Raw genomic sequence first — 22086 nt, forward strand, 5'->3', positions numbered from 1 at the left:
CGATAGACCATAGCAACATCGGGTTTAAACAATCTCTGGAGAATAAAAATGCAATGGTTCAATAATTTACGCCTTGGCACCAAATTGATTAGCACTTTTCTGCTAGTCGCTTCGCTGACCTTGCTGCTGGGGGTTTATTCTTACACCCAGATCGACCGCTTGTCCGGCATGCTCAACAGCGTCTATGTTGATCGCTTGGTACCAATTCGCGATCTGGCCTCAATCCGGGGCAATACCATCGACAACTATCGTCGCTTTTATGTCGGCCTTGCAATGGATGACCCAGCGCTGCTGGCTGATTTGCGCAAGCAAACCGCCGAAGGCCGCCAAGTGGTTGACAAAACTTGGGCTGCCTACAAAAACACAGTACTGGCTCCCGAAGAAGAGCGCCTGATTCCAGTTTTTGAAAAACAAACTGCCGAGCTGAACCGGCTGATTGACAAGAACTTCACCCTGATCGAAGCAGGAAAAACCCACACTCCCGAAGAACGTCTGGCGCTTCGCCAAGAAATCGTACCGGTTTATGACGAGCTGTATGCCACGATTTCCGGCCTGATCAAAATCAATGCCGAGATCGCCGAATCGACCAATAAAGAGAGCATGCTCACCGTTGGCTCAATCAGTAAAACGTTAATGATTACCATCTTGATCAGTTTTATTGCCGCGGTTGCCATCGGCCTGTGGATTACCCGGTTGATCGTCAATCAAATCGGCGGCGAGCCTGCCAGTGTAGTGGATACACTCAAGCAGATTTCACAAGGCGACCTGACAGTCCAAATTAATGTCCGTCAGAATGACAATTACAGCCTGCTCTATAGCACCAAGGAAATGGTCGCGAAATTGACCGATGTGATGTCTCAGGTGAGTGATACCGCCAACTCGCTCGCTTCGGCGTCGGAACAAGTTTCATCATCGGCGCAATCGCTCAGCCAGAATGCGTCAGAACAAGCTGCCAGCGTCGAAGAAACCAGCGCAGCCATCGAACAAATCGCTTCAACTGTATCTCAAAACTCGGAAAATGCCCGCGTGACCGATAGCATGGCAAGCAAATCATCGATTGATGCTGGCGAAGGTGGTGAGGCAGTGAAACAGACCGTCGCTGCCATGCGTCAGATTGCCAAACAAATCAGTATCGTTGATGACATTGCCTACCAGACTAACTTGCTGGCACTTAATGCCGCGATTGAAGCCGCACGCGCTGGTGAGCACGGCAAGGGCTTTGCCGTCGTAGCCGCTGAAGTGCGCAAACTGGCCGAACGCAGCCAGGTTGCCGCGCAGGAAATTTCCGAGGTAGCCAGCAATAGCGTAACCCTGGCCGAACGAGCCGGTACGCTACTGGATCAAATGGTGCCTTCGATCCGCAAAACAGCAGATCTGGTACAGGAAATCAGCGCAGCTTCACGTGAGCAAACCAATGGACTCGAACAGATCAATTCGGCCGTCGGACAGCTGTCGCAAACAACTCAGATGAATGCAGCAGCCTCCGAAGAATTGTCATCCACTTCGGAAGAAATGAGCGCACAGGCCGTGCAATTACAGGAAATGATCAGTTTCTTCCGGCTAAGCAACAGCAAACCTCAACATATTGCATTGAAAACAAAAATAAAATCACCTCGCAGCACCAGCCGGGCAAGCATGCTGGACTCAGGGAATGAGTCTGTGGATGAATCCAGCTTCTCTCGTTTTTGATTGGAGATAGATCATGGGCAATTTGATTGCACAAGGTTCGTCCCGCCAAGTGGGACGAACCGAAGATCAGCCTTTGGGTCGGCAATTTTTAACGCTGACTCTAGGTGGCGAGACCTTTGCGATTCCAATCGAAAACATTCGGGAAATCATCGAGTTTGCCGGACTGACCGACATTCCGATGATGCCGAATTTTTTACGCGGGGTGATTAACTTGCGTGGCGCGGTCGTTCCCGTCATCGACTTGGCAGCCCGTTTCGGGCGCAGTAACACCCAAGTATCGCGCCGAACCTGTATTGTAATTCTGGAAGTCATTGATGATGAAGCAGTCACCGCACTGGGCATCATGGTCGATGCAGTCAACGAGGTACTGAGCATCGAGCCCAATCAGATCGAAGAAGCGCCCAATTTCGGCGCGCAAATCCGGGCGGACTTTATTGATGGCATGATCAGCCTGGAGGATCGTTTTGTCATTGCCTTGAATATCCAGCGCGTGCTGGCTATTGATGAAATGTCGGCACTGATTGGTCTTTCCAGTAGCCATACCCACGATACACCTGCAGCGACAATATGACTTCAATCACCAAAACCATGCCAGCCTCTCCAGTCGCCCTCCCATATTCTGCCAGTGACGCGGAATTGGAGTTGTTCAGGCATTTTTTTCAGCAAACGATAGGCGTCAATCTCCCCAATAGTAAAAAATCGCTACTGACAGGGCGGCTGGGCAAACGTCTTCACGACTTGAATTTACCTGATTTACGCGCGTATCACAGCTATATCACGATGTCAGGCAATGAAGATGAACGGCAAAGAGCAATCGATCTAATCACGACCAATGAAACATATTTTTTCCGCGAATCCAAGCATTTTGATTATCTGGCCGATTCAATTCTGCCGTCTCTGGCAACACAGCAAGACGTCCGTATTTGGTCTGCTGCCAGTTCGACCGGTGAGGAAGCCTACTCAATTGCCATGATACTGGATAAAAAACGTCCGGCTATGGCCTGGAATGTGGAGGGCTCGGATGTCAGCACACGGGTGCTGGCCTATGCGCAACGCGGCTTGTATCCGATTCAGCGCGGCCAGCAGATCCCCCAGTCATTCCTGAAGCAACACTGCCTGCGTGGTAATGGGCAATACGAAGGTCACTTCTTGGTCGATCAGCGGCTACGTGAACGTGTTCAATTTTCCCAGCGCAATTTGCTGGAGCCACAAACGTCACTGGGGCAGTTCGACGTTATTTTTTTGCGCAATGTTTTGATCTATTTTGAAAATGAGACCAAAGCGCAGGTTATCCGTAATGTGTGTCGGCAACTCAAACCGGGAGGCTGGTTCATTATCGGGCATGCCGAATCGCTCAATGGCATTGAAACCGGACTTAAACTTAAACCATCTGGCTCGTCCATTTTCCAACTAGAACATTAAATCATGGGTATATGGGCACAAGTCATGATAAATATAGCCTGCATGGCAATACCCAAACACCAAAAAACAAAATAGCCATTATTTTTTGCGCGCCACAAACAACCGAGCGTCGGCATAGTACCTCAAGCAATGCGGCCCAGACAGAGACATAAGAATGACGATTAAAGTAATGATTGTTGACGATTCATCCGTCGTTCGGCTGGTGATGCAGGATGTGCTGATCAAATATCGGGACATCAATGTCATCGGCACCGCGCCGGATCCAATCTTTGCGCTGAGCAAAATGCAAAACGATTGGCCCGATGTCATCGTGCTTGATATTGAAATGCCGCGCATGGACGGAATTACCTTTCTCAAGCAAATCATGAGTACCCGCCCTACTCCGGTGATTATCTGCTCGACGCTCACCGAGCGCGGAGCCGACATCACCATCGAGGCACTCGCTGCGGGAGCAGTCACGATTATCACCAAGCCCACCTTGGGCTTACGCAATTTCCTGGAAGAAAGTTCCAACCAGCTGATTTCTGCCATTCGCGAAGCTGCCGTTGCCAAAGTCAGAGCACCGGCGGTTCGCGGCAGTGTTTCCCAGCTCAATCATGAACGCATGAGTGGCCCCAAACTCACAGCCGACGCGATCATGGAAGCGCCATCGACTGACAGGCACTTGCCCACCACCGAAAAAATCATTGCCTTGGGCACATCAACGGGTGGTACTCAGGCGCTTGAAGTCGTACTGCAGGCCTTGCCGGCCACTTGCCCGGGCATTGTTATCGTGCAACATATGCCGGAAAAATTTACCCAAAGTTTTGCCAACCGGCTCAATTCGATTTGCGCCATTGAAGTGTGCGAAGCCAAGAATAATGACCGCATTGTTCCAGGGCGCGCCCTGATTGCGCCTGGTGGTAAGCATATGCTCGTCAAGCGCAGCGGAGCGCAATATCACGTCGAGGTCATTGACGGGCCACTCATTTCACGCCACCGCCCCTCGGTTGATGTCCTGTTCCGTTCGGTTGCCAAAAGCGCCGGAAAAAATGCCATTGGCGTCATCATGACCGGAATGGGCGATGACGGCGCACGCGGGCTCAAGGAAATGCATGATGTCGGTGCGAGCACCTATGCGCAGGACGAACAAAGTTGTGTCGTTTTTGGGATGCCCAAAGAGGCAATTGGTATGGGTGGCGTTGACCACATCGTGAGTCTCGATAAAATTTCACAGGTGATCTATCAATATGGTCGCTAATGTCACACAAGTTCGAAAAATCGACTCCATTCTGATCGTCGATGATAGCCCATTGCAGCGGGCTCATGCCGCCGAACTCTGTCATCAGAATGGCATCGATCTGATTTATCAGGCCAATAATGGTGTTGAAGCACTTGAGCTGCTTGCCATGTTGAAAATAGCACCCAGCATTATCATGGTCGATCTGGAAATGCCGGGAATGGACGGCGTCGAGCTGATTCAGAACCTGCAGGAACGCAATTTCCAGATTCCGCTATTAATTGCTTCAAGCCGCGAAGACAGCCTGATCACCAGCGTCAGCACGATGATCGCGGCTCTTGGGCAAACCTTGCTCGGCAGCCTCAAAAAACCACTCAACCCGAACCAGCTCACACCGATATTGAACAATATCGACACGCATTTAAGCCGTCCAAAACAGACGCACCCCGAAGATATTGACAAGCTGACTCATGACGATTTGATTCATGCCATTGCCAACGGGCATATCGTTCCCTACTTCCAACCCAAGGTCGATGTTCGCACTGGCATGATCAAAGGCGTTGAAGCCCTAGCGCGCTGGCTGCACCCGGAACGCGGGATGGTTGGACCCGATCTGTTTATTCCGCTGGCAGAGGAATCAGATCACATTATCCGGCTGCTGACATTGTCGATTGCCGAACAAACCATCGCCCAGTGTGCGGCGTGGAATAACCGTAACCTTCATCTGACTTATGCGATCAATTTGTCGCCCATGCTACTCAATTCAGGTGATTTTTTTCATGAAATCACCAAACTACCCGAGCTCAATGGCATTCAGAATCAACAAATCACCTGGGAAGTCACCGAAAGTTCGGTAGTTAATAATCTGGCGACAGCCTTGGGCACGCTGGCGCGATTAAGGTTAAAAGGATTTGGTTTATCAATTGATGACTATGGAACCGGATTTTCATCAATGCAGCAATTGGCGCGCATTCCATTTACCGAATTGAAAATAGACCGATCTTTTGTCAATGGCGCCTGCCAGCAGCATAATCTGGCCATTATTTTGCAATCCGCAATTGAAATGGCAAATCGGCTTGGTATGTCAGCCGTTGCCGAAGGTGTTGAAACACTGGAAGACTGGCGTCTGCTGCAACGATTTGGCTGTGATGTAGGGCAAGGTTACTTCATTGCCAGACCTATGCCGGCCAAAGACTTATTTTCGTGGCTTAAATCACATAATCAGCGCTTATCCGAACTCAAATATCAGGATATTTCCCGATAGCCCGGTATCAACCGGCAAGGAAAGCTGTGATGCAAAAGCTAAAAAAGATCAATGTAGGCTTGAGTGTGCTGGTGATTTTCATTGTCACATCGGTACTCTCTGCTACCGGCTTTTACAGTTATCATCAGAAAAAAATCCACTTGTTTGCCGAGCGCTCGCAGGCCATTGACAGCATCACGAATCGTTTAGCAATCTCCTTGCCCAGCGCCATCTGGAGCTTTGATGAAAAAACGGCACTGGGGATTATCCGCTCGGAACTGGACAATCCTTTTGTACATTCAATTGCAGTCGATACGGATTCGTTCAAATTCCTCGAGCTAACCCGCAACGATAACGGCACCATTGAGCCCGGATTTGGGCTTGCGAATGAAAAACTAGTTTTTCGTACAATCAAAATCGAATCGCCCGCCTATGGCACGGTGGGCACCATCCGGCTGCTGATTGATAACACCGATATTCAGGTGCGATTGAATCAAGAAGCCAAATTCACTTTACTGCAAATGCTGGGGCTCGACGCCTTGTTGATTGTGATCCTCAGCATTACTTTTCATTTCCGCCGTACTAGCCAGCAAGCCTCGGATGCCAATCAGGCAAAATCAGCATTTATCGCCAATATGAGTCATGAAATCCGCACACCGATGAATGCCATTATCGGCATGGCGCATTTGGCATTGAAAACCGATCTGAGCCGTCAACAGCGCGATTATGTACAAAAAATTCATAACGCAGGCCTTTCTCTACTCAGTCTGATCAATGACATTCTTGATCTTTCCAAAATCGAAGCCGACAAACTGCAGCTCGAACAACTGCAATTCAATCTGGATGATGTGCTGGCCAATGTTGCCACGATGACTTACGGCAAAGCGCATGACAAAGGTCTGGGCTATTTTTTTCAGGTCCCCGCCAAAGTTCCCCGCATCCTGCAGGGAGACCCGATGCGACTCGGACAGATATTGATCAATCTGGTCAGCAATGCAGTCAAATTTACCGAGAAAGGCGAAATTCATATTTCCTGCAATGCCACGTTTCCTCAAGCAGAAGTGGTGCAACTGAAATTTGCCATCCGCGATACCGGCGTCGGGATGACCGCCGAGCAATGCACAAAAATATTCAGCCCTTTTAGTCAGGCCGACGAATCAACCACCCGGAAATACGGAGGAACCGGGCTGGGTCTCTCCATTTCTAAACGGCTGGTCGAATTAATGGGGGGCGAAATCTGGGTTGAGAGTAAAGAAGGGATCGGCTCGACTTTTACTTTCACCTGCAATCTCAAGCAATCATCGCAAGAGAATCAAAGCACGTTATTGCCAGAATGGGGTCATAGTCTGCGTGTCCTTGTTGTCGACAACAATATCAGTGCCAGTGAAAATCTGAGCTATGCGCTAACGCAATTGCCATTGCACGTCGACACGGCCTCATCAGGCAGCGAGGCACTCAATGCCATTGACCAAGCGACATTAGATAAACCCTATGCCATCATTTTTGTTGCCAGCCAGCTACCGAGCGAAAATCTCTCCGAACTGATTAGCGCGATCAAATCTCGCCCCCAGTCAAACTCCGCCCCCAAAATAGTGCTACTTACATCCAACAATCGCGAAAATCATACCGACGATACGGCCAGAATCGATGCAAGCCTGCCTGGGCCAATCAACCAATCGGCGCTGATCAATCTGTTACTGGACTTATTCAACTCCGAAATGCAGTCAGGAGTAACAAGCCACCATAACACGCCCCACCTTGGCGGCACTAAAGTGCTGCTGGTTGAAGACAATGAAATCAATCAGCAAATTGCCCGGGAATTACTACAAGCCTCTGGCGTTGAAGTCAGTATTGCCAATAATGGTCAGGAAGCGGTCGAACTCATCTTCAGCAAGGATGCGCAGGCCTATGATCTGGTTCTGATGGACTTGCAAATGCCGATCATGGACGGGCATCAGGCCACTGAAATCATTCGCGCCAATTCTCGCTATAACGCATTACCCATTATTGCCATGACTGCCCACGCCTTTAGCGAAGAGCGCGAGCGCTGCCTGCGTGAAGGGATGAATGACCACATGAGCAAACCGATTGATCCGGATCTGCTGTATCGCGTCATAAGCCGATGGGTTGCCGAGAAAGCATTGTCTTTACCGAAAAGCCAGCCAGTCAATGCGCAATCATGGTTATCAAAGCTGCAGCATATTGATGGCAGCGAAGCATTGAACCGGGTTGCCGGTAATGAAAAATTACTACTTGAGCTGCTGCATCGCTATCAAAGCAGCCAGATCGTTGCTCCGGAACAAATCAGCAAGGCACTGGTTTGTAAAGATTTTGAGACGGCACTTCGATTGGTTCATACCCTCAAAGGTGTGTCGGCCAGTATTGGCGCGGTTGAAGTCCAAAACGCAGCGGCGCGACTGGAGCAAGTCTTGCGCGAAAGCGCTCCGGACAACGAAATCGAAACCGCACTCAGTGCAGTCCAAGTCAGCGTTCGAACACTACACAACGAACTGGCGGCTTTACCGGCAGTCGAAACCCGCATCGCAGCACCGGGGGAAATCAAGCTGATGCTGGACAAGCTGACGGGTATGCTGGTGAGTCAGGACGGGGAGACCGAGGAGTATTTTGAAAGCATACAAACCTATTTGGATGCTATTCCACCTGATGTCTTGCAACAAATCCATCACCATATCGAACAATACAATTACAAAGCGGCTCAAACGATACTGACCATTGAAATGGAACGCATCCTGCCAGCAAAAATGGAAAAACAGGCATGAACTTGCACGAAAAAGAAACCATCCTGATCGTCGACGATACCCCTGACATCATCAAACTATTGACGACCTTGCTCAAGGATAATTACAAAACACAGGTAGCCACCAATGGGATCAATGCACTTGAGCTACTGGCAACAGGGTCTTATCCCGACCTGATTTTACTGGACGTTCTGATGCCGGAAATGGGCGGCTATGAAACCTGCCAGCGCATCAAGGAAAACCCGGCCACCGCCGATATTCCCATCATCTTTTTGAGCGGCATCGCCGAAAATCAGGATGTCGCAATGGGCTTGGCTTTTGGCGCCAGCGACTTTATTGGCAAACCCATTTTCCCTGCGGTACTACTCGCCAGGGTGGCGACTCATCTTAATTTGCGCCGAAAAATCAAGGAGCTCGAGGCCGACAACCGGTCTTTGCGCTTACAGCTCAAAAAGGCCATTGCCGACACCGAAACGCCGCTTGAGCCACAGAACGAGATCAGCCAGACGACACAGGGCAATGTCGAGCCACCTGAGCCAGAAAACACCTCATCGCCCAATTACACACCGATCGAACTCTTGCAGCGACTGGCCAATATGCTGCGCAGTCAGGACACAATGACCGCTAATTTTTTTGATCAATACCGCAACCGGTTGGAGCAAATTATTCCAAAACCGCTGATGAGCGCGGTGTATGCCGAGATCGAACAAGGACATTTTGATGAAGCGCGAGCCCGGCTACAAGCGGTGTTTTATTTGAAATAATCATTCACCGAGCCAATCTCTGGCAGGCAAAAAATCGCTCAATAAACGCGCTTCGGGGCTAGCGGCCTCGGGGTGATAATCGTAGCGCCAGCTCGCCACTGGCGGCATCGACATCAAGATCGACTCGGTACGCCCGCCCGATTGCAGGCCAAACAGCGTACCGCGATCCCAAACCAAATTAAATTCAACATAACGGCCACGGCGGTAGGCTTGCCAGTCGCGCTCGCGCGCGCCGTATTCGCAATCACGCCGACGCTCAACAATCGGCACATAGGCTTTCAGGAAAGCGTCACCGACCGACTGCATCGTCGCAAAGCTTTGCTCAAAGCCCAACTCGGAAAAATCATCAAAGAAAATGCCGCCAATCCCGCGCGCTTCATTGCGATGTTTGAGGAAGAAGTATTTATCGCACCAGTCTTTGAATTTGGGATATAGCGCAGCGCCAAATGGATCAAGCGCATCTTTGCAGCTTTGATGGAAATGCTTGGCATCGTCTTTATGTCCGTAATAAGGCGTCAGATCCATCCCGCCACCGAACCAGAAAACCGGCGCAGCGTCAGAGCCCACGGGGGGGTTGGCGATAAAAAAGCGCACATTCATGTGCACCGTCGGGATATAGGGATTACGCGGATGCAGCACCAGCGAAACGCCCATCGCTTCCCAGGCACGACCCGCCAGCTCGGGTCGGTGTGCGCTTGCAGACGGCGGCAATTGCGCGCCCATCACATGCGAGAAATTAACCCCGCCACGTTCGAACAGCACTCCGCCCTCGATCAAACGACTGATACCACCACCGCCTTCTGGGCGCTGCCAGCTATCGGTGCGGAAACACTGACCATCCAGATTTTCCAGCGTCGCGACAATGTTTTGCTGCAAAGTCAGCAAATAATCTTTAACGGCAGTGATATTCAAAGCGTGCATGAATGGCTCCAGAATGATGCGGCCATGATACTTGAGCCCGCTTGGCAGCTCCAGCCCGGCAAAATATACAAGGGGTATACCATCAAGAACAACACGTTTATTAACACCAAGAGACATACCAAGCAGGGTATGCTCTTGCTAAGCGCTGAATGATTGCTCAATTTTTAGTCAAAAGGTACAATCCGCGCCTTCCCTGAATTTCTGTGAGTCATGCACTCGTCAGCCGGCACAGCGCTGACGTGATGTGAGCCCTATGCATATTGGCCCCTATCAGCTCAAAAATAATCTGATCGTCGCGCCAATGGCCGGGGTGACCGATAGGCCATTTCGCCAGTTGTGCAAGAAATTTGGCGCAGGCCACGCCGTCTCCGAAATGATGACAGCCGACCAATCGCTGCGTTCGGCCAAAAAATCGCTCAATCGCGCCAATTTTGACGGCGAGCTCGCGCCGATTTCGGCGCAAATCGCCGGTTCCGACCCGGCACAGCTCGCGCAAGCGGCACGCTATCAAGTCGCCAATGGCGCACAAATCATCGACATCAATATGGGTTGCCCGGTCAAAAAGGTCTGCAACAAGCTCGCAGGCTCGGCACTTTTGCAAGATGAAAAACTCGTCGGCGAGATTCTCGATGCGGTCGTCGACGCAGTGGAAGTTCCGGTCACACTGAAAACGCGCCTCGGTTTTGCCAATGGGGCAGAAAATATCATTCGTGTGGCTCAACGCGCCGAGCAAGCCGGCATCGCCGCTTTGGCAATTCATGGCCGCACACGCGAAGACATGTACAACGGCAATGCGCGTTACGAGCTGATTCGTCAGGTCAAACAATCGATCAAGATTCCGGTGATCGCTAACGGCGACATCGACAGCCCGCAAAAAGCGGCGCATGTCCTGCGTGAAACCGGTGCCGATGCGATTATGATCGGCCGCGCCGCGCAAGGTCGCCCGTGGATATTCCGTGAAATTGCGCATTACCTCGTCACCGGCGAAGAACTCCCTGCGCCCGACGTCATCGATATCCGCGACATTTTGCTCGGCCATCTGGACGAGCTATACGCTTTTTACGGTGAATACTCCGGCTGCCGCATCGCGCGCAAGCACATCGCCTGGTACACCAAGGGTTTGCACGGCAGCAATGAATTTCGCCAAGCGATGTATGCCGAGGAAAGCACTGCGGCACAGGTCGCCATTACGGCAGATTTTTTTAACCGCTTGCTGCAGTTTGGCGAGCGGCTGCAATATACCGCGCAGTAATAAAATCGGTGCCTCAGGCACCATAAAAACAAGAAGATTGGGAGTTTTATGAGCACATCACACGATGTCATTGCCGTCGCAATCAAGGAATCGCTGGCGCAGTACTTCAGCGATCTGGATGGCGAGCCGCCCAGTGCGCTGTACGACATGGTACTGGGCCGGATGGAAAAACCATTATTGATCGAAATACTAGAACGGGTCGGGGGTAATCAAACCCAGGCCGCAGAAATGCTAGGGATTAACCGCAATACCCTGCGTAAAAAATTACAAACCTACGATCTTTTGTGAGGCGCGAGGAGAGAGGTGTGAGGTGTAAAACCTCCATGCCTTACTCCTTACCCCTCACTCCTCACATTAAACAAGGAAAAACGATGAGCAAAATCACTCGTGCGCTGATTAGCGTATCTGACAAAACTGGTGTTCTTGAATTCGCCCAAGCGCTCGCTGCGCAAGGCGTTGAAATCCTGTCGACCGGCGGCACCGCCAAGCTGTTTGCCGACAACGGCGTACCCGTCATCGAAGTCGCCGATTACACCGGTTTTCCGGAAATGCTCGATGGTCGCGTTAAAACGCTGCACCCGAAAATCCACGGCGGCATTCTGGGTCGTCGCGATCTCGAAGCGCACGTTGAAACAATGAAAGAACACGCCATCGGCAATATCGATCTGGTGTGCGTGAATCTGTATCCGTTTGAAGCGACGATCGCCAAACCCGATTGCAGCTACGAAGACGCGATTGAAAACATCGACATCGGCGGCCCGGCGATGGTGCGCTCGGCAGCGAAAAACCACGCTCACGTCGCGATCGTCACCGATGCATCGGATTACAACGCATTGATCGAAGAAATGCAGGGCAATGGCGGCGCATTGACACTCGCAACACGCAAAAATCTGGCGAAAAAAGCGTTCAGCCACACCGCAGCTTACGATGGCGCGATCTCGAACTACCTGACCGCACTGAATGACGAAGGCGAGAAAGTCGCTTATCCAAACCGCCTGAATATGCAATTCGAAAAAGTGCAGGACATGCGTTACGGTGAGAACCCGCACCAGTCGGCCGCGTTCTACCGCGACCTCGATCCGGCCGCCGGCAGCCTGGCCAACTACAAGCAATATCAGGGCAAAGAGCTGAGCTACAACAATATCGCCGACTCGGACGCGGCGTGGGAATGCGTCAAACAGTTTGAAGAACCGGCTTGCGTCATCGTCAAACACGCCAACCCGTGTGGCGTTGCCGTTGCCAAAGACCTGTACACCGCGTACCGCCTCGCTTTCGCGACCGACACGACCAGTGCATTTGGCGGCATTATTGCTTTCAACAAGACCGTTGATGCCGATACGCTCGAAGCCGTTTCGGCGCAGTTCCTCGAAGTATTGATCGCTCCGGGCTACACCAAGGAAGCGCTCGAACTCGTTGCCAAAAAGCCGAACGTGCGCGTGCTAGAAGTGGCCATTGAGTCGGGTGAAAACCGCTTCGATCTGAAACGCGTTGGCGGCGGCCTCTTGGTGCAAACGCCGGACGTTCACGCGCTGACCTTGGCCGACCTGAAAATCGTGACCAAACTGCAACCAACGAATGAACAACTGAAAGACCTGCTGTTCGCATGGAACGTCGCCAAATTCGTTAAATCGAACGCGATTGTATTCTGCGGCAAAGGCCAGACACTCGGTATTGGCGCAGGCCAGATGAGCCGTGTCGATTCGACCAAAATCGCCGCGATCAAAGCGCGTAGCGCCGGTCTGGAATTGCGTGGCTCTGTTGCCGCATCGGATGCGTTCTTCCCGTTCCGTGACGGCGTTGATGTGATCGCTGAAAACGGCGTATCGGCGATCATCCAGCCGGGCGGCTCTTTGCGTGATGAAGAAGTCATCGCAGCGGCAGATGAGCATGGCATTGCGATGGTGATGACATCCATCCGCCACTTCCGCCACTAATCAATTCTTGGCTGCGCGGCCTACTGGCTTTGTCGCTGCACGGCTCGGGTACTCGACGTACCCGTCGCCGCTGGCTTCGCGCCATTAGGCCACTCGCACAAGAATTTGAAATTGGATTGATTAAAAGGATTGATTGGCTTGTGATACTCAGGAATTCATCTCCCCCTCACAGCCAATACCTCACAGGGAAAACACCGTGAATATTCTTGTTATCGGCTCTGGCGGACGCGAACACGCGCTAGCCTGGAAACTGGCTCAATCGGAACGTGCAGGCAAAGTCTTTGTTGCGCCGGGCAATGCCGGGACTGCGCTGGAAAAGCATCTGAGCAATGTCAATATCACCGATATCGCCGAACTGGTTGAATTTGCCAAGCGCGAAAATGTCGCGTTGACCGTTGTCGGCCCTGAAGCGCCGTTGTCGCAAGGCGTCGTTGATGCTTTTCGCGCTGCAGGCCTGAAAATTTTTGGTCCGACGCAAGCCGGTGCCCAGCTTGAGTCGTCGAAAGACTTTGCCAAAGCATTTATGAAGCGCCACGGCATTCCGACTGCCGATTACGAAACTTTTGCCGACGCGACCGCCGCGCATGCATACATCGACGCCAAAGGCGCGCCGATTGTCATCAAGGCTGACGGTCTGGCCGCCGGCAAAGGCGTCGTCGTCGCAATGACGCTCGCCGAGGCGCACGAAGCCGTTGACGCGATGCTGTCGGACAACAAACTCGGCGATGCGGGCGCGCGCGTCGTGATTGAAGAATTCCTGACCGGCGAAGAAGCCAGCTTTATCGTCATGGTCGATGGCAAAAACGTACTGGCGATGGCGTCAAGTCAAGATCACAAACGCCTGCTCGACAATGATCAAGGCCCGAATACCGGGGGTATGGGCGCGTACAGCCCGGCTCCTGTGGTTACGCCAGAGATACATGCCAGGGCATTGCGCGAAGTGATTCTACCAACGGTGCAAGGCATGGCCAAAGACGGCATCACTTATACCGGCTTTCTGTACGCCGGACTGATGGTTTCTGACGATGGTTCGATCAAAACCCTCGAATTTAACTGCCGCTTTGGCGATCCGGAAACGCAGCCTATCATGCTGCGGCTCAAATCCGATTTCGTCACGCTGATCGAACACGGCGTCAACGGCACGCTCGATCAGGTCGAATGCGAATGGGATCGACGCGTCGCACTCGGCGTCGTCATGGCCGCACACAATTACCCGGAAACGCCGCGCAAAGGCGACGTCATTAGCGGTTTGCCGGGCGAGCTGGAAGACGGTCATGTTTTCCATGCCGGAACAACGCTCAATGCCGAAGGTCAGCCGGTGACCAGTGGCGGGCGCGTACTGTGCGTAACGGCTTTCGGTGAAAACTACAAAATGGCGCAGAAACGCGCTTATGAAATCCTCGCCGACATTCATTTCGACGGTGCGCAGTTCCGCAGCGATATCGCCTGGCGTGCGATCCACCGCAGTTAATACTTTAACTCTGCAACTCCCCAAAGCGGCTTTCGAGCCGCTTTTTTTATCCCCGGCTGATCGCGCTTCAGCGCAAAACAGCGCATGTTTAAGCTAGATCAAGTTTTCATGCCCGGCTTTGAAATAAGATTGATTATCATTTATTTCTCGCTTACAGCTGACCATCATGAACCTAGCCCAATTAGCATTACAAGACAGCGCCCGTGTTGCGGCGCTGAATTTGCCACCTGACCTAACTCAACGGCTGGCCGCACTGGGCTTGCGTATCGATAGCGAAGTCACCGTTTTGCGCCGTGGCTGGCTCGTCGGCCCCTTGCAATTGCGCGTCGGCGGAACCGAATTGATGTTGCGCCGGGATGCGGCGCAGAAAATTGAAATTACTCCCCTGCCCGCTGCACTCGGCTGCGAGGTGCTGGCATGAAACGCATCGCACTGGTCGGCATGCCCAACACCGGCAAATCCACGCTATTTAACCGATTGACCGGTGGCACAGCTCGTGTGGCCAACTGGCCCGGCTTGACCGTCGAACTCATGTCGAGCCGGATCTTGCTCGGTGGCGACATGGTGCAGGTGTTCGATCTGCCCGGCATTTACGACCTCACCGGCGGCGCCGAAGACGAACAGCTTGCTCAGCGTTTCCTGGGCGAAGCTCAACTTGACGCCATTGTGCTGGTGCTCAACGCCTGTCAGCTCGACCGTCAGCTTGCGCTGGCGCTGCAGCTCAAGGCGCTCGGCGCGCCGCTACTTGTCTGCCTGAATATGCAGGATGAGGCCAAACGCGCCGGAATCAGTGTGGACCTTGCAACACTGAGTGCCGAGCTGGCTTGTCCGGTACAACTGATCAGCGCCAAACGCGGCGATGGCATTCCCGAAGCCAAACAAGCCATTCAGGGTATATTCACGCAGGCCAATCACAAACTTGATTTCAGCCATATACCCAAGCAGTCTACTTTGCATCAGCGGGAAAAAGCCTTATTCCAATCTTGCGTTCACCAGCCGGCGATCCTGAATGATCACCACAGCGCCAAACTGGATCGTTTCGTGCTGCATCCGTGGCTGGGTTTGCCACTGTTCATTCTGATGATGCTGGCCTTGTTTCAGCTCACTTATGCACTCGGTACGCCGCTACAGGACTATTTGGGAGAAGGTCTGGACTGGTTCAAAAACGCACTGCTGCTCCCCGCCACCGCCAACCTGCCCGCGTTCTGGCACGGGCTGATCGTCAATGGCGTATTCGACGGCATCAGCACAGTTGTGACTTTCGCGCCGATTATTTTTCTGTTTTTCTGCCTGATGGCGATTATCGAGGATTCTGGCTATTTTGCCCGTGCCGCCTTTATGATGGACGGGCTGATGAGCCGGGTGGGGCTCGATGGCCGGGGTTTTGTGATGCTGATGATGGGGTTTGGCTGCAATGTGCCGGCCATCATGGGTACCCGCGTGATTCGTGATCACAAGGCGCGGCTGCTGACGATGCTGACGATTCCATTTTCGCTGTGTTCGGCACGCTTGCAGATTTTTCTGTTTCTGGGGGGCGCGCTGTTCAGCCCGACTCATGCGCCGTGGGTCGTGCTGTCGCTGTATCTGGTCAGCATTCTGGTCTCGATGCTCAGCGCCGTTGTTTTCAAATCGCGCTTTCGCTCGAACGAGCCGTTCGCGCTCGAATTGCCGCCGTACCGGCTGCCGCTGTTCAGTCATGTCTGGCGTCGTGGCTGGGGTGAGGCGCGCGATTTTCTGCGGCTGGCAACGACGATGATTGTCGTCGGCGTCGTGCTGGTCTGGTTGCTGACGAACTACCCGAGCCCGCAGCACAGCTACGCCGAAATCATTGCCCGTTTTTTCGAGCCTGTTCTGTCACCAATCGGCATTGAATCAACACTATCAATCGCGCTGGTTTTCGGTTTTGTCGCCAAGGAAGTCGTTCTCGGTGCGCTATCGGTCATCACAGGTTCTGAGGGTACTGCTCTGGCGACGCAATTAGCGCATACGCTAGACCCGGTATCTGCATACAGCTTTATGCTGTTTTCGCTGATTTATGTTCCCTGCGTTTCGGCAATTGCCGCGATCAAGAAGGAATCGAAGTCCAATCTTTACACTGCGTTTTCGATCAGCTGGTCATTGGGGCTGGCCTGGCTGGTGTCGCTGGTGTTTTATCAGGGCGCACGGTTATTGGGTTACTAACACAACAGGGGTATATTGCCAAAAATCAATACCAGCAATAGCTACAGACAAATACAAGCAAGGGTATTGATTAAACCCAAGATCAACAGCTCCTACTGAATATCCGGACGCACCGGCTGCTGCGGCCAAGCCTCAAGCGGAGCCGGGCGGCCAAAGAAATACCCCTGCGCATGCTGGCAGCCGATTGCGCGCAGATGATCGGCCTGCGCTGCGGTTTCTATCCCTTCGGCGACCAGCGTGGCGTCAAAACCGGCGGCCATATCGATAATGGCCGAAACAATCGCCTGATCTTGCGGATTATCCAGCATCCGTGCGACAAAGGACTGATCGATTTTCAGGCAGTCAAAGTCAAACTGATGCAAATAAGCCAGCGATGAATAACCGGTACCAAAATCATCAATCGCGACACTAACCCCGAGCGCACGCAGGCGCCGAACCAGACTGACGATCACTTCGCTCTGCGTAATCAGGCAGGACTCGGTAATTTCCAGCGTCAAACCATTCGCTGGCAAAGCAGTTTCCGCCAGCACCATCCTGACTTGCTCGTAAAAATCCGACTGGATCAGTTGCCGAACCGAAACATTCACGTGCAAACCGAAATCAGTCCGCCAGCCTTGCGCGATTTTCTCGGCGATCTGGCGGCACGCATCACGCAAAACCCATTGCCCCAGCGGTAAAATCAGTCCGGACTCTTCGGCAGCCGGAATAAACAACGCCGGTGACACCATGCCGTTCGGGCTTTGCCAGCGAACCAAGGCCTCGGCGCCTATCGTCTCGCCCGTTGCCAAATCAATTACCGGCTGGAAGAAAACCCGGAATTCCTCGCGTTCAAGCGCCAGCTTCAACTCATTAGTCAATCGGGTTCTGGCAATCGACTGCTCGAGCATCTCACTTTCAAAGACTGCCGAAGATCCGTGCCCTCTGGCCTTGGCTTGTCCGAGCGCAATACTGGCATTGCGCAACCAGTCGTCGAACTGCGTCAGCTCGAAGTGACCATACAGCGCCCCCACTGAAGCGGGCACCACAATCTCATCGGCCGATGCCACCGAAAAGGCCGTCACAAAACTGTCGCGATAAAATTGCACCAAATCGCCCATCTCAGTCGGATCGACTTTGGGAAACAGCATGGTAAATTCGGTACCTGCTGTTCGAGCCAGCAACACATCCGGCGGCAGGGAATGTTGCAGGCGATGGGCAATCGAGCTGAGCAACATATTACCGACGGTATGACCCACGCTATCGTTGATTGCGCGAAAACCATCAAGCCCGATTTGCAGCATTAATTGCTTGTGCTCTGCCGAATAATGCCAGTTTTCCAGTGCGGTACGCAGCCCATCGCGTGACAGCAAGCCGGTTACTTCATCGAGGCGCATCTGATTGCTGATCAGCCGGAATGACTGGATCAGTTGCTGCGCCATCCGGTTAAATGAACGGGTCAGTTGTGCAGTTTCGCGCAACTGCCAGCCACGATGATCCTGCGGCTGCCAGCCATTTTGCATCGGCGCATTACCAAAATTCTCGGCCGCTTGCGCCACTTGCAGAATCGGCCAGCTGATATACCCCGAAAAATACCAGCCGAGCAACATGACGCCGAGCGCGCCCAAAAAGATCAGGATAATCACTGACCGTTGTTCCTGCTTGAGAGTGCCGATCAAGTCGTTTTCTGGCAATAGAACAACAATGCGCCAGTTCAATCCGTTCTGGTTTTCCAGCGGCAGGATACGGCCGTAAATTTTCTCGCCGTCCAGCAGAAAATCAAAGCGTTGCAAATTCTGGTCAAGATAACGTCCGGCCGCGCGCACCACGGCCAGATCACTCTGACTAGGCAGCTTGCGACTGACTTGTTTGGTCACTGACGAGCTTTGCACCTGCAAGACGCTTTCATTCGACGAATGGGCGATCAGGCGATTTTTTTCATCGACGATAAAAATTGCGCCGTTTCGCAAATCCGGCAATTGCAGCAAAAACTGGTTAAAGCGGTGAATCTGCAAATTACTGACCAGCACCCCGGTGACCTGCCGTTTGGCATTCATCAGTGGCGTGGCATAAGACATCAGGCTTTCGGTCGAATTAAACGCGTTATTGTAGATTTCGGACCAGACCGGTTTGCCCCGCTCAAGCGCCAGTTGATACCAGGGACGGGTACGGGGATCGTAAAACTCGATGATCAGACTCGGCGTGGAAACCACTGTGCCCGGATAAGCCTGAAAAGTATGCTGGGTGCGCCGATCTTTGAGAACCAGAAAAAAATCGCGCTGATCAGGCTTGCGAACCAGACCGATAAATTCACCTTTCTCGTTGGCAAAAGCCATCGAATTTAAAGCCGCATGCTCGGTCAGCGTCTGAGTCAGAATATCGAACATCGGTCGTTCAAGTGCGGCCAAATCGGGCGAGAGTGGTATTTCAGCCGACTCGATCACGACTTTCATCAAGGCATTACCACGCTCGGGAATCGCCAGAAATTCGCTCAGGCTGCGCTGGGCGCTGCGGCTGGTCTCATTGATGATCCGCTCATTCAGGCGTGACAGGGCGTCCTGCTGGCTGCGCAACAGCAGGCTATTACTCATAAGCAATGCAAAGATAAGCAGGCCAGCGAGCACCAGACTCATTGCAAAACGCAACGACACATTCATTTTCAGACACGATAAGCAAGTTAAGCTTTCTGATTATAGGCGGCGAAAACCTCGCACTTACAGCTAAATCGCCACAACCCGCCCGGTTTGTTGGCGTCCCGCTGCAGCAGCGCGCCATTTACCCCTTTTTGTTTGGCGTGAATAAGGGGAAATCAGGGTAAAATGGGCGGTTTTATAATTAATGCCTTCATTCGCATGAATTTTGTCGTTCTCGGACTTAATTACCAGACTGCGCCGCTTGCAGTACGGGAGCGGCTTGCCTTCAACCCCGAAGAGATAGACTCGGCGCTGACTGAGCTGCTTGCGCTCAAAGGCGTGACTGAAGCCGCCATTGTGTCGACTTGCAATCGAACCGAAATTTATTGCAATGTTCGCGAATTAGAAACTGTAACGTATTGGCTTGCAAGCAACAGAAATCAAGACATTAATAGCATTACCCCCCACCTGTATACCCATCAGGGCGAAGCAGCTGCCCGCCATGCCTATCGGGTCGCCTGCGGACTCGATTCGATGGTCGTTGGGGAAACGCAGATTCTGGGGCAACTCAAGGATGCAGAACGCACTGCGCGCGAAGCCGGCTCGCTAGGCACCCTGCTCAATGGCGTATTTCAGCGCACTTTCTCAGTCGCCAAGGAAGTTCGCAGCCAGACCAAAATCGGCGCAGCGTCGGTCTCGATGGCCGCAGCGTCGGTTCGTCTGGCTGAGCGGATTTTCCCGTCGATCGCCGAATGCAAAGTGCTGTTTATTGGTGCCGGTGAAATGATCGAATTGTGCGCCACGCATTTTGCCGCGCACCATCCGGCCAAAATGACCGTCGCCAACCGCACGCTGGAGCGTGGGCAGGTGCTGGCCAGTCAATTGGGCGGCGAAGCGATTGTCCTGACCGAGTTACCCGAACGAATTCACGAATTTGACGTCGTGATCAGCTCGACCGCAGCACCGCTGCCGATTGTCGGCAAAGGGATGATAGAGCGAGCGCTAAAAGCGCGCCGTCGCCGCCCGATGTTTATCGTCGATCTGGCTGTTCCGCGCGACGTCGAAAGCGAAGTCGGCGAGCTCGACGACGCCTACCTGTATACCGTCGATGATCTGGCACAAGTCGTTCAGCAGGGCATGGCGTCACGCAGCGCCGAAGTCGCCAGTGCCGAAGCGATGGTCAACAACAAAGTCAAAGAATTTGGCAGCTGGCTCGCCAGCCGGGCGATGGTGCCAACGATACGCGATTTGCGCGACCACGCCGACCGGATTTCTCGCGCTGAAGTGCAAAAAGCGCAGAAAAAACTCGCCAATGGTGAAGATCCGCAACAGGTGATCGAGCAGCTCGCGCAGCAACTGAGCAATAAATTCCTGCACGCCCCGCTGGCAACACTGAACTCGGCCAGCACCGACGAACAGGAAACGCTGGTCAATCTGGTGCGACGACTATACCGGCTGCATGACAGTGATTAAAAATCGGAGCGGGGAAGAGAGAAGAATGTCCCTCCCTCTCTACTCCCCTTTTCCATCTTTGGAATAACAATGAAACCCTCCATCCTCGCCAAACTGGCACAACTGGCCGAGCGACTCGAAGAAGTCGGTGGCCTTCTGGCGTCTGAAGACGCCACTCGCGATATGGATCAATATCGCAAACTGAACCGCGAATTCAGCGAACTCACGCCGGTTGTCGAGCTCTGGCATGAATTTAACCGCATCAACGCCGATCTGGCCGACGCCGAAGCGATGCTGTCGGACCCGGAAATGGCAGAAATGGCTGCGGAAGAAATCAAAGACGGTAAAGCGCGGCTGGAGCAGCTTGATCTGGATCTGCAAAAAGCCTTGCTACCGAAAGACCCGAACGATGAGCGCAATATCTTTCTCGAAATTCGCGCCGGCACTGGTGGCGACGAGTCGGCGCTGTTTGCGGCCGACCTGTTCCGCATGTACAGCCGCTATGCCGAGCGCAACCGCTGGCAAGTCGAAATTGTTTCGGCGAACGAATCCGATCTGGGCGGCTATAAGGAAATCATCGCGCGTATCGTTGGTTTTGGCGCGTATTCCAGATTGAAATTCGAATCGGGTGGCCACCGTGTGCAGCGTGTTCCGGCGACCGAAACGCAGGGGCGGATTCATACTTCGGCGTGTACGGTGGCGGTGATGCCCGAGGCGGACGAGCTCGAAGAAGTGAATATCAACCCCGCCGATTTGCGGATTGATACTTTCCGTGCCAGCGGTGCCGGTGGTCAGCACATCAATAAAACCGACTCAGCGGTACGCATTGTGCATATTCCGACCGGGATTATTGTTGAATGTCAGGATGATCGTAGCCAGCATAAAAACAAGGCGCGAGCCTTAGCGGTACTCTCTGCACGGATTAAAGATGCTCAACTGCGCGAGATTCAAAGCAAGGAAGCGGCCGAGCGTAAATCATTGATTGGCTCTGGGGATCGTTCCGAGCGCATCCGCACTTACAACTTCCCGCAAGGCCGGATGACCGATCACCGCATCAACCTGACTTTGTACAAGCTCGATTATCTGATGGATGGCGACTTGACCGAATTGACGCAAGCACTGATCAACGAGCATCAGACCGAATTGCTGGCACAACTGGGCGACTCCTGA

General features: G+C 52.9%; 17 protein-coding genes. 15 read left to right on the top strand and 2 right to left on the bottom strand.

Features of this window, described 5'->3' with window-relative positions; all coding sequences use genetic code 11:
• Positions 1-48 precede the first annotated feature (48 nt).
• The 7 genes from ACG2XO_RS03270 to ACG2XO_RS03300 all read left to right on the top strand — a co-directional run bounded on the left by ACG2XO_RS03270 (position 49) and on the right by ACG2XO_RS03300 (position 9096).
• Complete coding sequence (locus ACG2XO_RS03270; RefSeq protein ID WP_410499386.1) at positions 49-1689, top strand: methyl-accepting chemotaxis protein; 1641 nt, start codon at positions 49-51, stop codon at positions 1687-1689.
• A gap of 13 nt (positions 1690-1702) precedes the next feature.
• Positions 1703-2260 (top strand): chemotaxis protein CheW, encoded by a 558-nt coding sequence (locus ACG2XO_RS03275; RefSeq protein WP_410499387.1) that lies wholly within the window; start codon positions 1703-1705, stop codon positions 2258-2260.
• Positions 2257-3111, top strand: coding sequence for a CheR family methyltransferase (locus tag ACG2XO_RS03280; protein WP_410499388.1), 855 nt, complete (start codon positions 2257-2259; stop codon positions 3109-3111). The genes ACG2XO_RS03275 and ACG2XO_RS03280 overlap by 4 nt, the downstream gene beginning before the upstream one ends.
• Before the next feature lie 154 nt (positions 3112-3265).
• On the top strand, positions 3266-4351 hold the full coding sequence (locus tag ACG2XO_RS03285) for a protein-glutamate methylesterase/protein-glutamine glutaminase (protein ID WP_410499389.1): 1086 nt from the start codon (positions 3266-3268) through the stop codon (positions 4349-4351).
• Entirely contained in the window at positions 4341-5594 is a 1254-nt protein-coding gene (locus tag ACG2XO_RS03290; protein ID WP_410499390.1) for an EAL domain-containing protein, read from the top strand. The genes ACG2XO_RS03285 and ACG2XO_RS03290 overlap by 11 nt, the downstream gene beginning before the upstream one ends.
• A gap of 29 nt (positions 5595-5623) precedes the next feature.
• Positions 5624-8353, top strand: coding sequence for a response regulator (locus ACG2XO_RS03295; protein WP_410499391.1), 2730 nt, complete (start codon positions 5624-5626; stop codon positions 8351-8353).
• On the top strand, positions 8350-9096 hold the full coding sequence (locus ACG2XO_RS03300; RefSeq protein ID WP_410499392.1) for a two-component system response regulator: 747 nt from the start codon (positions 8350-8352) through the stop codon (positions 9094-9096). The genes ACG2XO_RS03295 and ACG2XO_RS03300 overlap by 4 nt, the downstream gene beginning before the upstream one ends.
• Here ACG2XO_RS03300 and hemF read toward each other — a convergent pair whose 3' ends face one another.
• Positions 9097-10017 (bottom strand): oxygen-dependent coproporphyrinogen oxidase, encoded by a 921-nt coding sequence (hemF, locus tag ACG2XO_RS03305; RefSeq protein ID WP_410499393.1) that lies wholly within the window; start codon positions 10015-10017, stop codon positions 9097-9099.
• 253 nt (positions 10018-10270) lie between these two features.
• Here hemF and dusB point away from each other — a divergent pair, with 253 nt between their 5' ends.
• The 6 genes from dusB to feoB all read left to right on the top strand — a co-directional run bounded on the left by dusB (position 10271) and on the right by feoB (position 16855).
• Positions 10271-11269 (top strand): tRNA dihydrouridine synthase DusB, encoded by a 999-nt coding sequence (gene dusB / locus ACG2XO_RS03310; RefSeq protein ID WP_410499394.1) that lies wholly within the window; start codon positions 10271-10273, stop codon positions 11267-11269.
• Positions 11270-11317: 48 nt separating this feature from the next.
• The gene (locus ACG2XO_RS03315; RefSeq protein ID WP_410499395.1) at positions 11318-11557 is read left to right on the top strand and encodes a helix-turn-helix domain-containing protein; all 240 of its coding nucleotides are present in this window, start codon (positions 11318-11320) and stop codon (positions 11555-11557) included.
• An 83-nt stretch (positions 11558-11640) separates the two neighbouring features.
• Positions 11641-13203 carry a bifunctional phosphoribosylaminoimidazolecarboxamide formyltransferase/IMP cyclohydrolase gene (gene purH, locus ACG2XO_RS03320; protein WP_410499396.1) on the top strand — a complete coding sequence of 521 codons (1563 nt, stop codon included), beginning with the start codon at positions 11641-11643 and terminating at the stop codon, positions 13201-13203.
• A gap of 196 nt (positions 13204-13399) precedes the next feature.
• Positions 13400-14674 (top strand): phosphoribosylamine--glycine ligase, encoded by a 1275-nt coding sequence (gene purD, locus ACG2XO_RS03325; RefSeq protein ID WP_410499397.1) that lies wholly within the window; start codon positions 13400-13402, stop codon positions 14672-14674.
• Between the two features lie 166 nt (positions 14675-14840).
• Positions 14841-15095 (top strand): ferrous iron transport protein A, encoded by a 255-nt coding sequence (locus tag ACG2XO_RS03330; RefSeq protein ID WP_410499398.1) that lies wholly within the window; start codon positions 14841-14843, stop codon positions 15093-15095.
• Positions 15092-16855, top strand: a complete 1764-nt coding sequence (gene feoB / locus ACG2XO_RS03335) for a ferrous iron transport protein B (protein WP_410499399.1) — start codon at positions 15092-15094, stop codon at positions 16853-16855. The genes ACG2XO_RS03330 and feoB overlap by 4 nt, the downstream gene beginning before the upstream one ends.
• A gap of 92 nt (positions 16856-16947) precedes the next feature.
• On the opposite strand, the gene ACG2XO_RS03340 is transcribed toward feoB, so the two are convergent.
• Positions 16948-19488, bottom strand: a complete 2541-nt coding sequence (locus ACG2XO_RS03340) for an EAL domain-containing protein (RefSeq protein WP_410499400.1) — start codon at positions 19486-19488, stop codon at positions 16948-16950.
• A 195-nt stretch (positions 19489-19683) separates the two neighbouring features.
• Here ACG2XO_RS03340 and hemA point away from each other — a divergent pair, with 195 nt between their 5' ends.
• Both hemA and prfA read left to right on the top strand, forming a co-directional pair.
• Positions 19684-20937 (top strand): glutamyl-tRNA reductase, encoded by a 1254-nt coding sequence (gene hemA, locus ACG2XO_RS03345; protein ID WP_410499401.1) that lies wholly within the window; start codon positions 19684-19686, stop codon positions 20935-20937.
• A 69-nt stretch (positions 20938-21006) separates the two neighbouring features.
• The gene (gene prfA / locus ACG2XO_RS03350) at positions 21007-22086 is read left to right on the top strand and encodes a peptide chain release factor 1 (protein ID WP_410499402.1); all 1080 of its coding nucleotides are present in this window, start codon (positions 21007-21009) and stop codon (positions 22084-22086) included.

Origin of the sequence: Chitinibacter sp. S2-10 (genome assembly GCF_046530675.1) — a bacterium.
GTDB lineage: Bacteria > Pseudomonadota > Gammaproteobacteria > Burkholderiales > Chitinibacteraceae > Chitinibacter.

Bases quoted from the DNA above. Each gene is read 5' to 3' on its own strand.
- ACG2XO_RS03295 (WP_410499391.1), top strand. From the start codon at position 5,624: ATGCAAAAGCTAAAAAAGATCAATGTAGGCTTGAGTGTGCTGGTGATT.
- ACG2XO_RS03290 (WP_410499390.1), top strand. From the start codon at position 4,341: ATGGTCGCTAATGTCACACAAGTTCGAAAAATCGACTCCATTCTGATC.
- prfA (WP_410499402.1), top strand. From the start codon at position 21,007: ATGAAACCCTCCATCCTCGCCAAACTGGCACAACTGGCCGAGCGACTC.
- ACG2XO_RS03270 (WP_410499386.1), top strand. From the start codon at position 49: ATGCAATGGTTCAATAATTTACGCCTTGGCACCAAATTGATTAGCACT.
- dusB (WP_410499394.1), top strand. From the start codon at position 10,271: ATGCATATTGGCCCCTATCAGCTCAAAAATAATCTGATCGTCGCGCCA.
- ACG2XO_RS03340 (WP_410499400.1), bottom strand. From the start codon at position 19,488: ATGAATGTGTCGTTGCGTTTTGCAATGAGTCTGGTGCTCGCTGGCCTG.
- hemF (WP_410499393.1), bottom strand. From the start codon at position 10,017: ATGCACGCTTTGAATATCACTGCCGTTAAAGATTATTTGCTGACTTTG.
- hemA (WP_410499401.1), top strand. From the start codon at position 19,684: ATGAATTTTGTCGTTCTCGGACTTAATTACCAGACTGCGCCGCTTGCA.
- ACG2XO_RS03275 (WP_410499387.1), top strand. From the start codon at position 1,703: ATGGGCAATTTGATTGCACAAGGTTCGTCCCGCCAAGTGGGACGAACC.
- ACG2XO_RS03315 (WP_410499395.1), top strand. From the start codon at position 11,318: ATGAGCACATCACACGATGTCATTGCCGTCGCAATCAAGGAATCGCTG.
- ACG2XO_RS03300 (WP_410499392.1), top strand. From the start codon at position 8,350: ATGAACTTGCACGAAAAAGAAACCATCCTGATCGTCGACGATACCCCT.
- ACG2XO_RS03285 (WP_410499389.1), top strand. From the start codon at position 3,266: ATGACGATTAAAGTAATGATTGTTGACGATTCATCCGTCGTTCGGCTG.
- purH (WP_410499396.1), top strand. From the start codon at position 11,641: ATGAGCAAAATCACTCGTGCGCTGATTAGCGTATCTGACAAAACTGGT.
- ACG2XO_RS03330 (WP_410499398.1), top strand. From the start codon at position 14,841: ATGAACCTAGCCCAATTAGCATTACAAGACAGCGCCCGTGTTGCGGCG.
- ACG2XO_RS03280 (WP_410499388.1), top strand. From the start codon at position 2,257: ATGACTTCAATCACCAAAACCATGCCAGCCTCTCCAGTCGCCCTCCCA.
- feoB (WP_410499399.1), top strand. From the start codon at position 15,092: ATGAAACGCATCGCACTGGTCGGCATGCCCAACACCGGCAAATCCACG.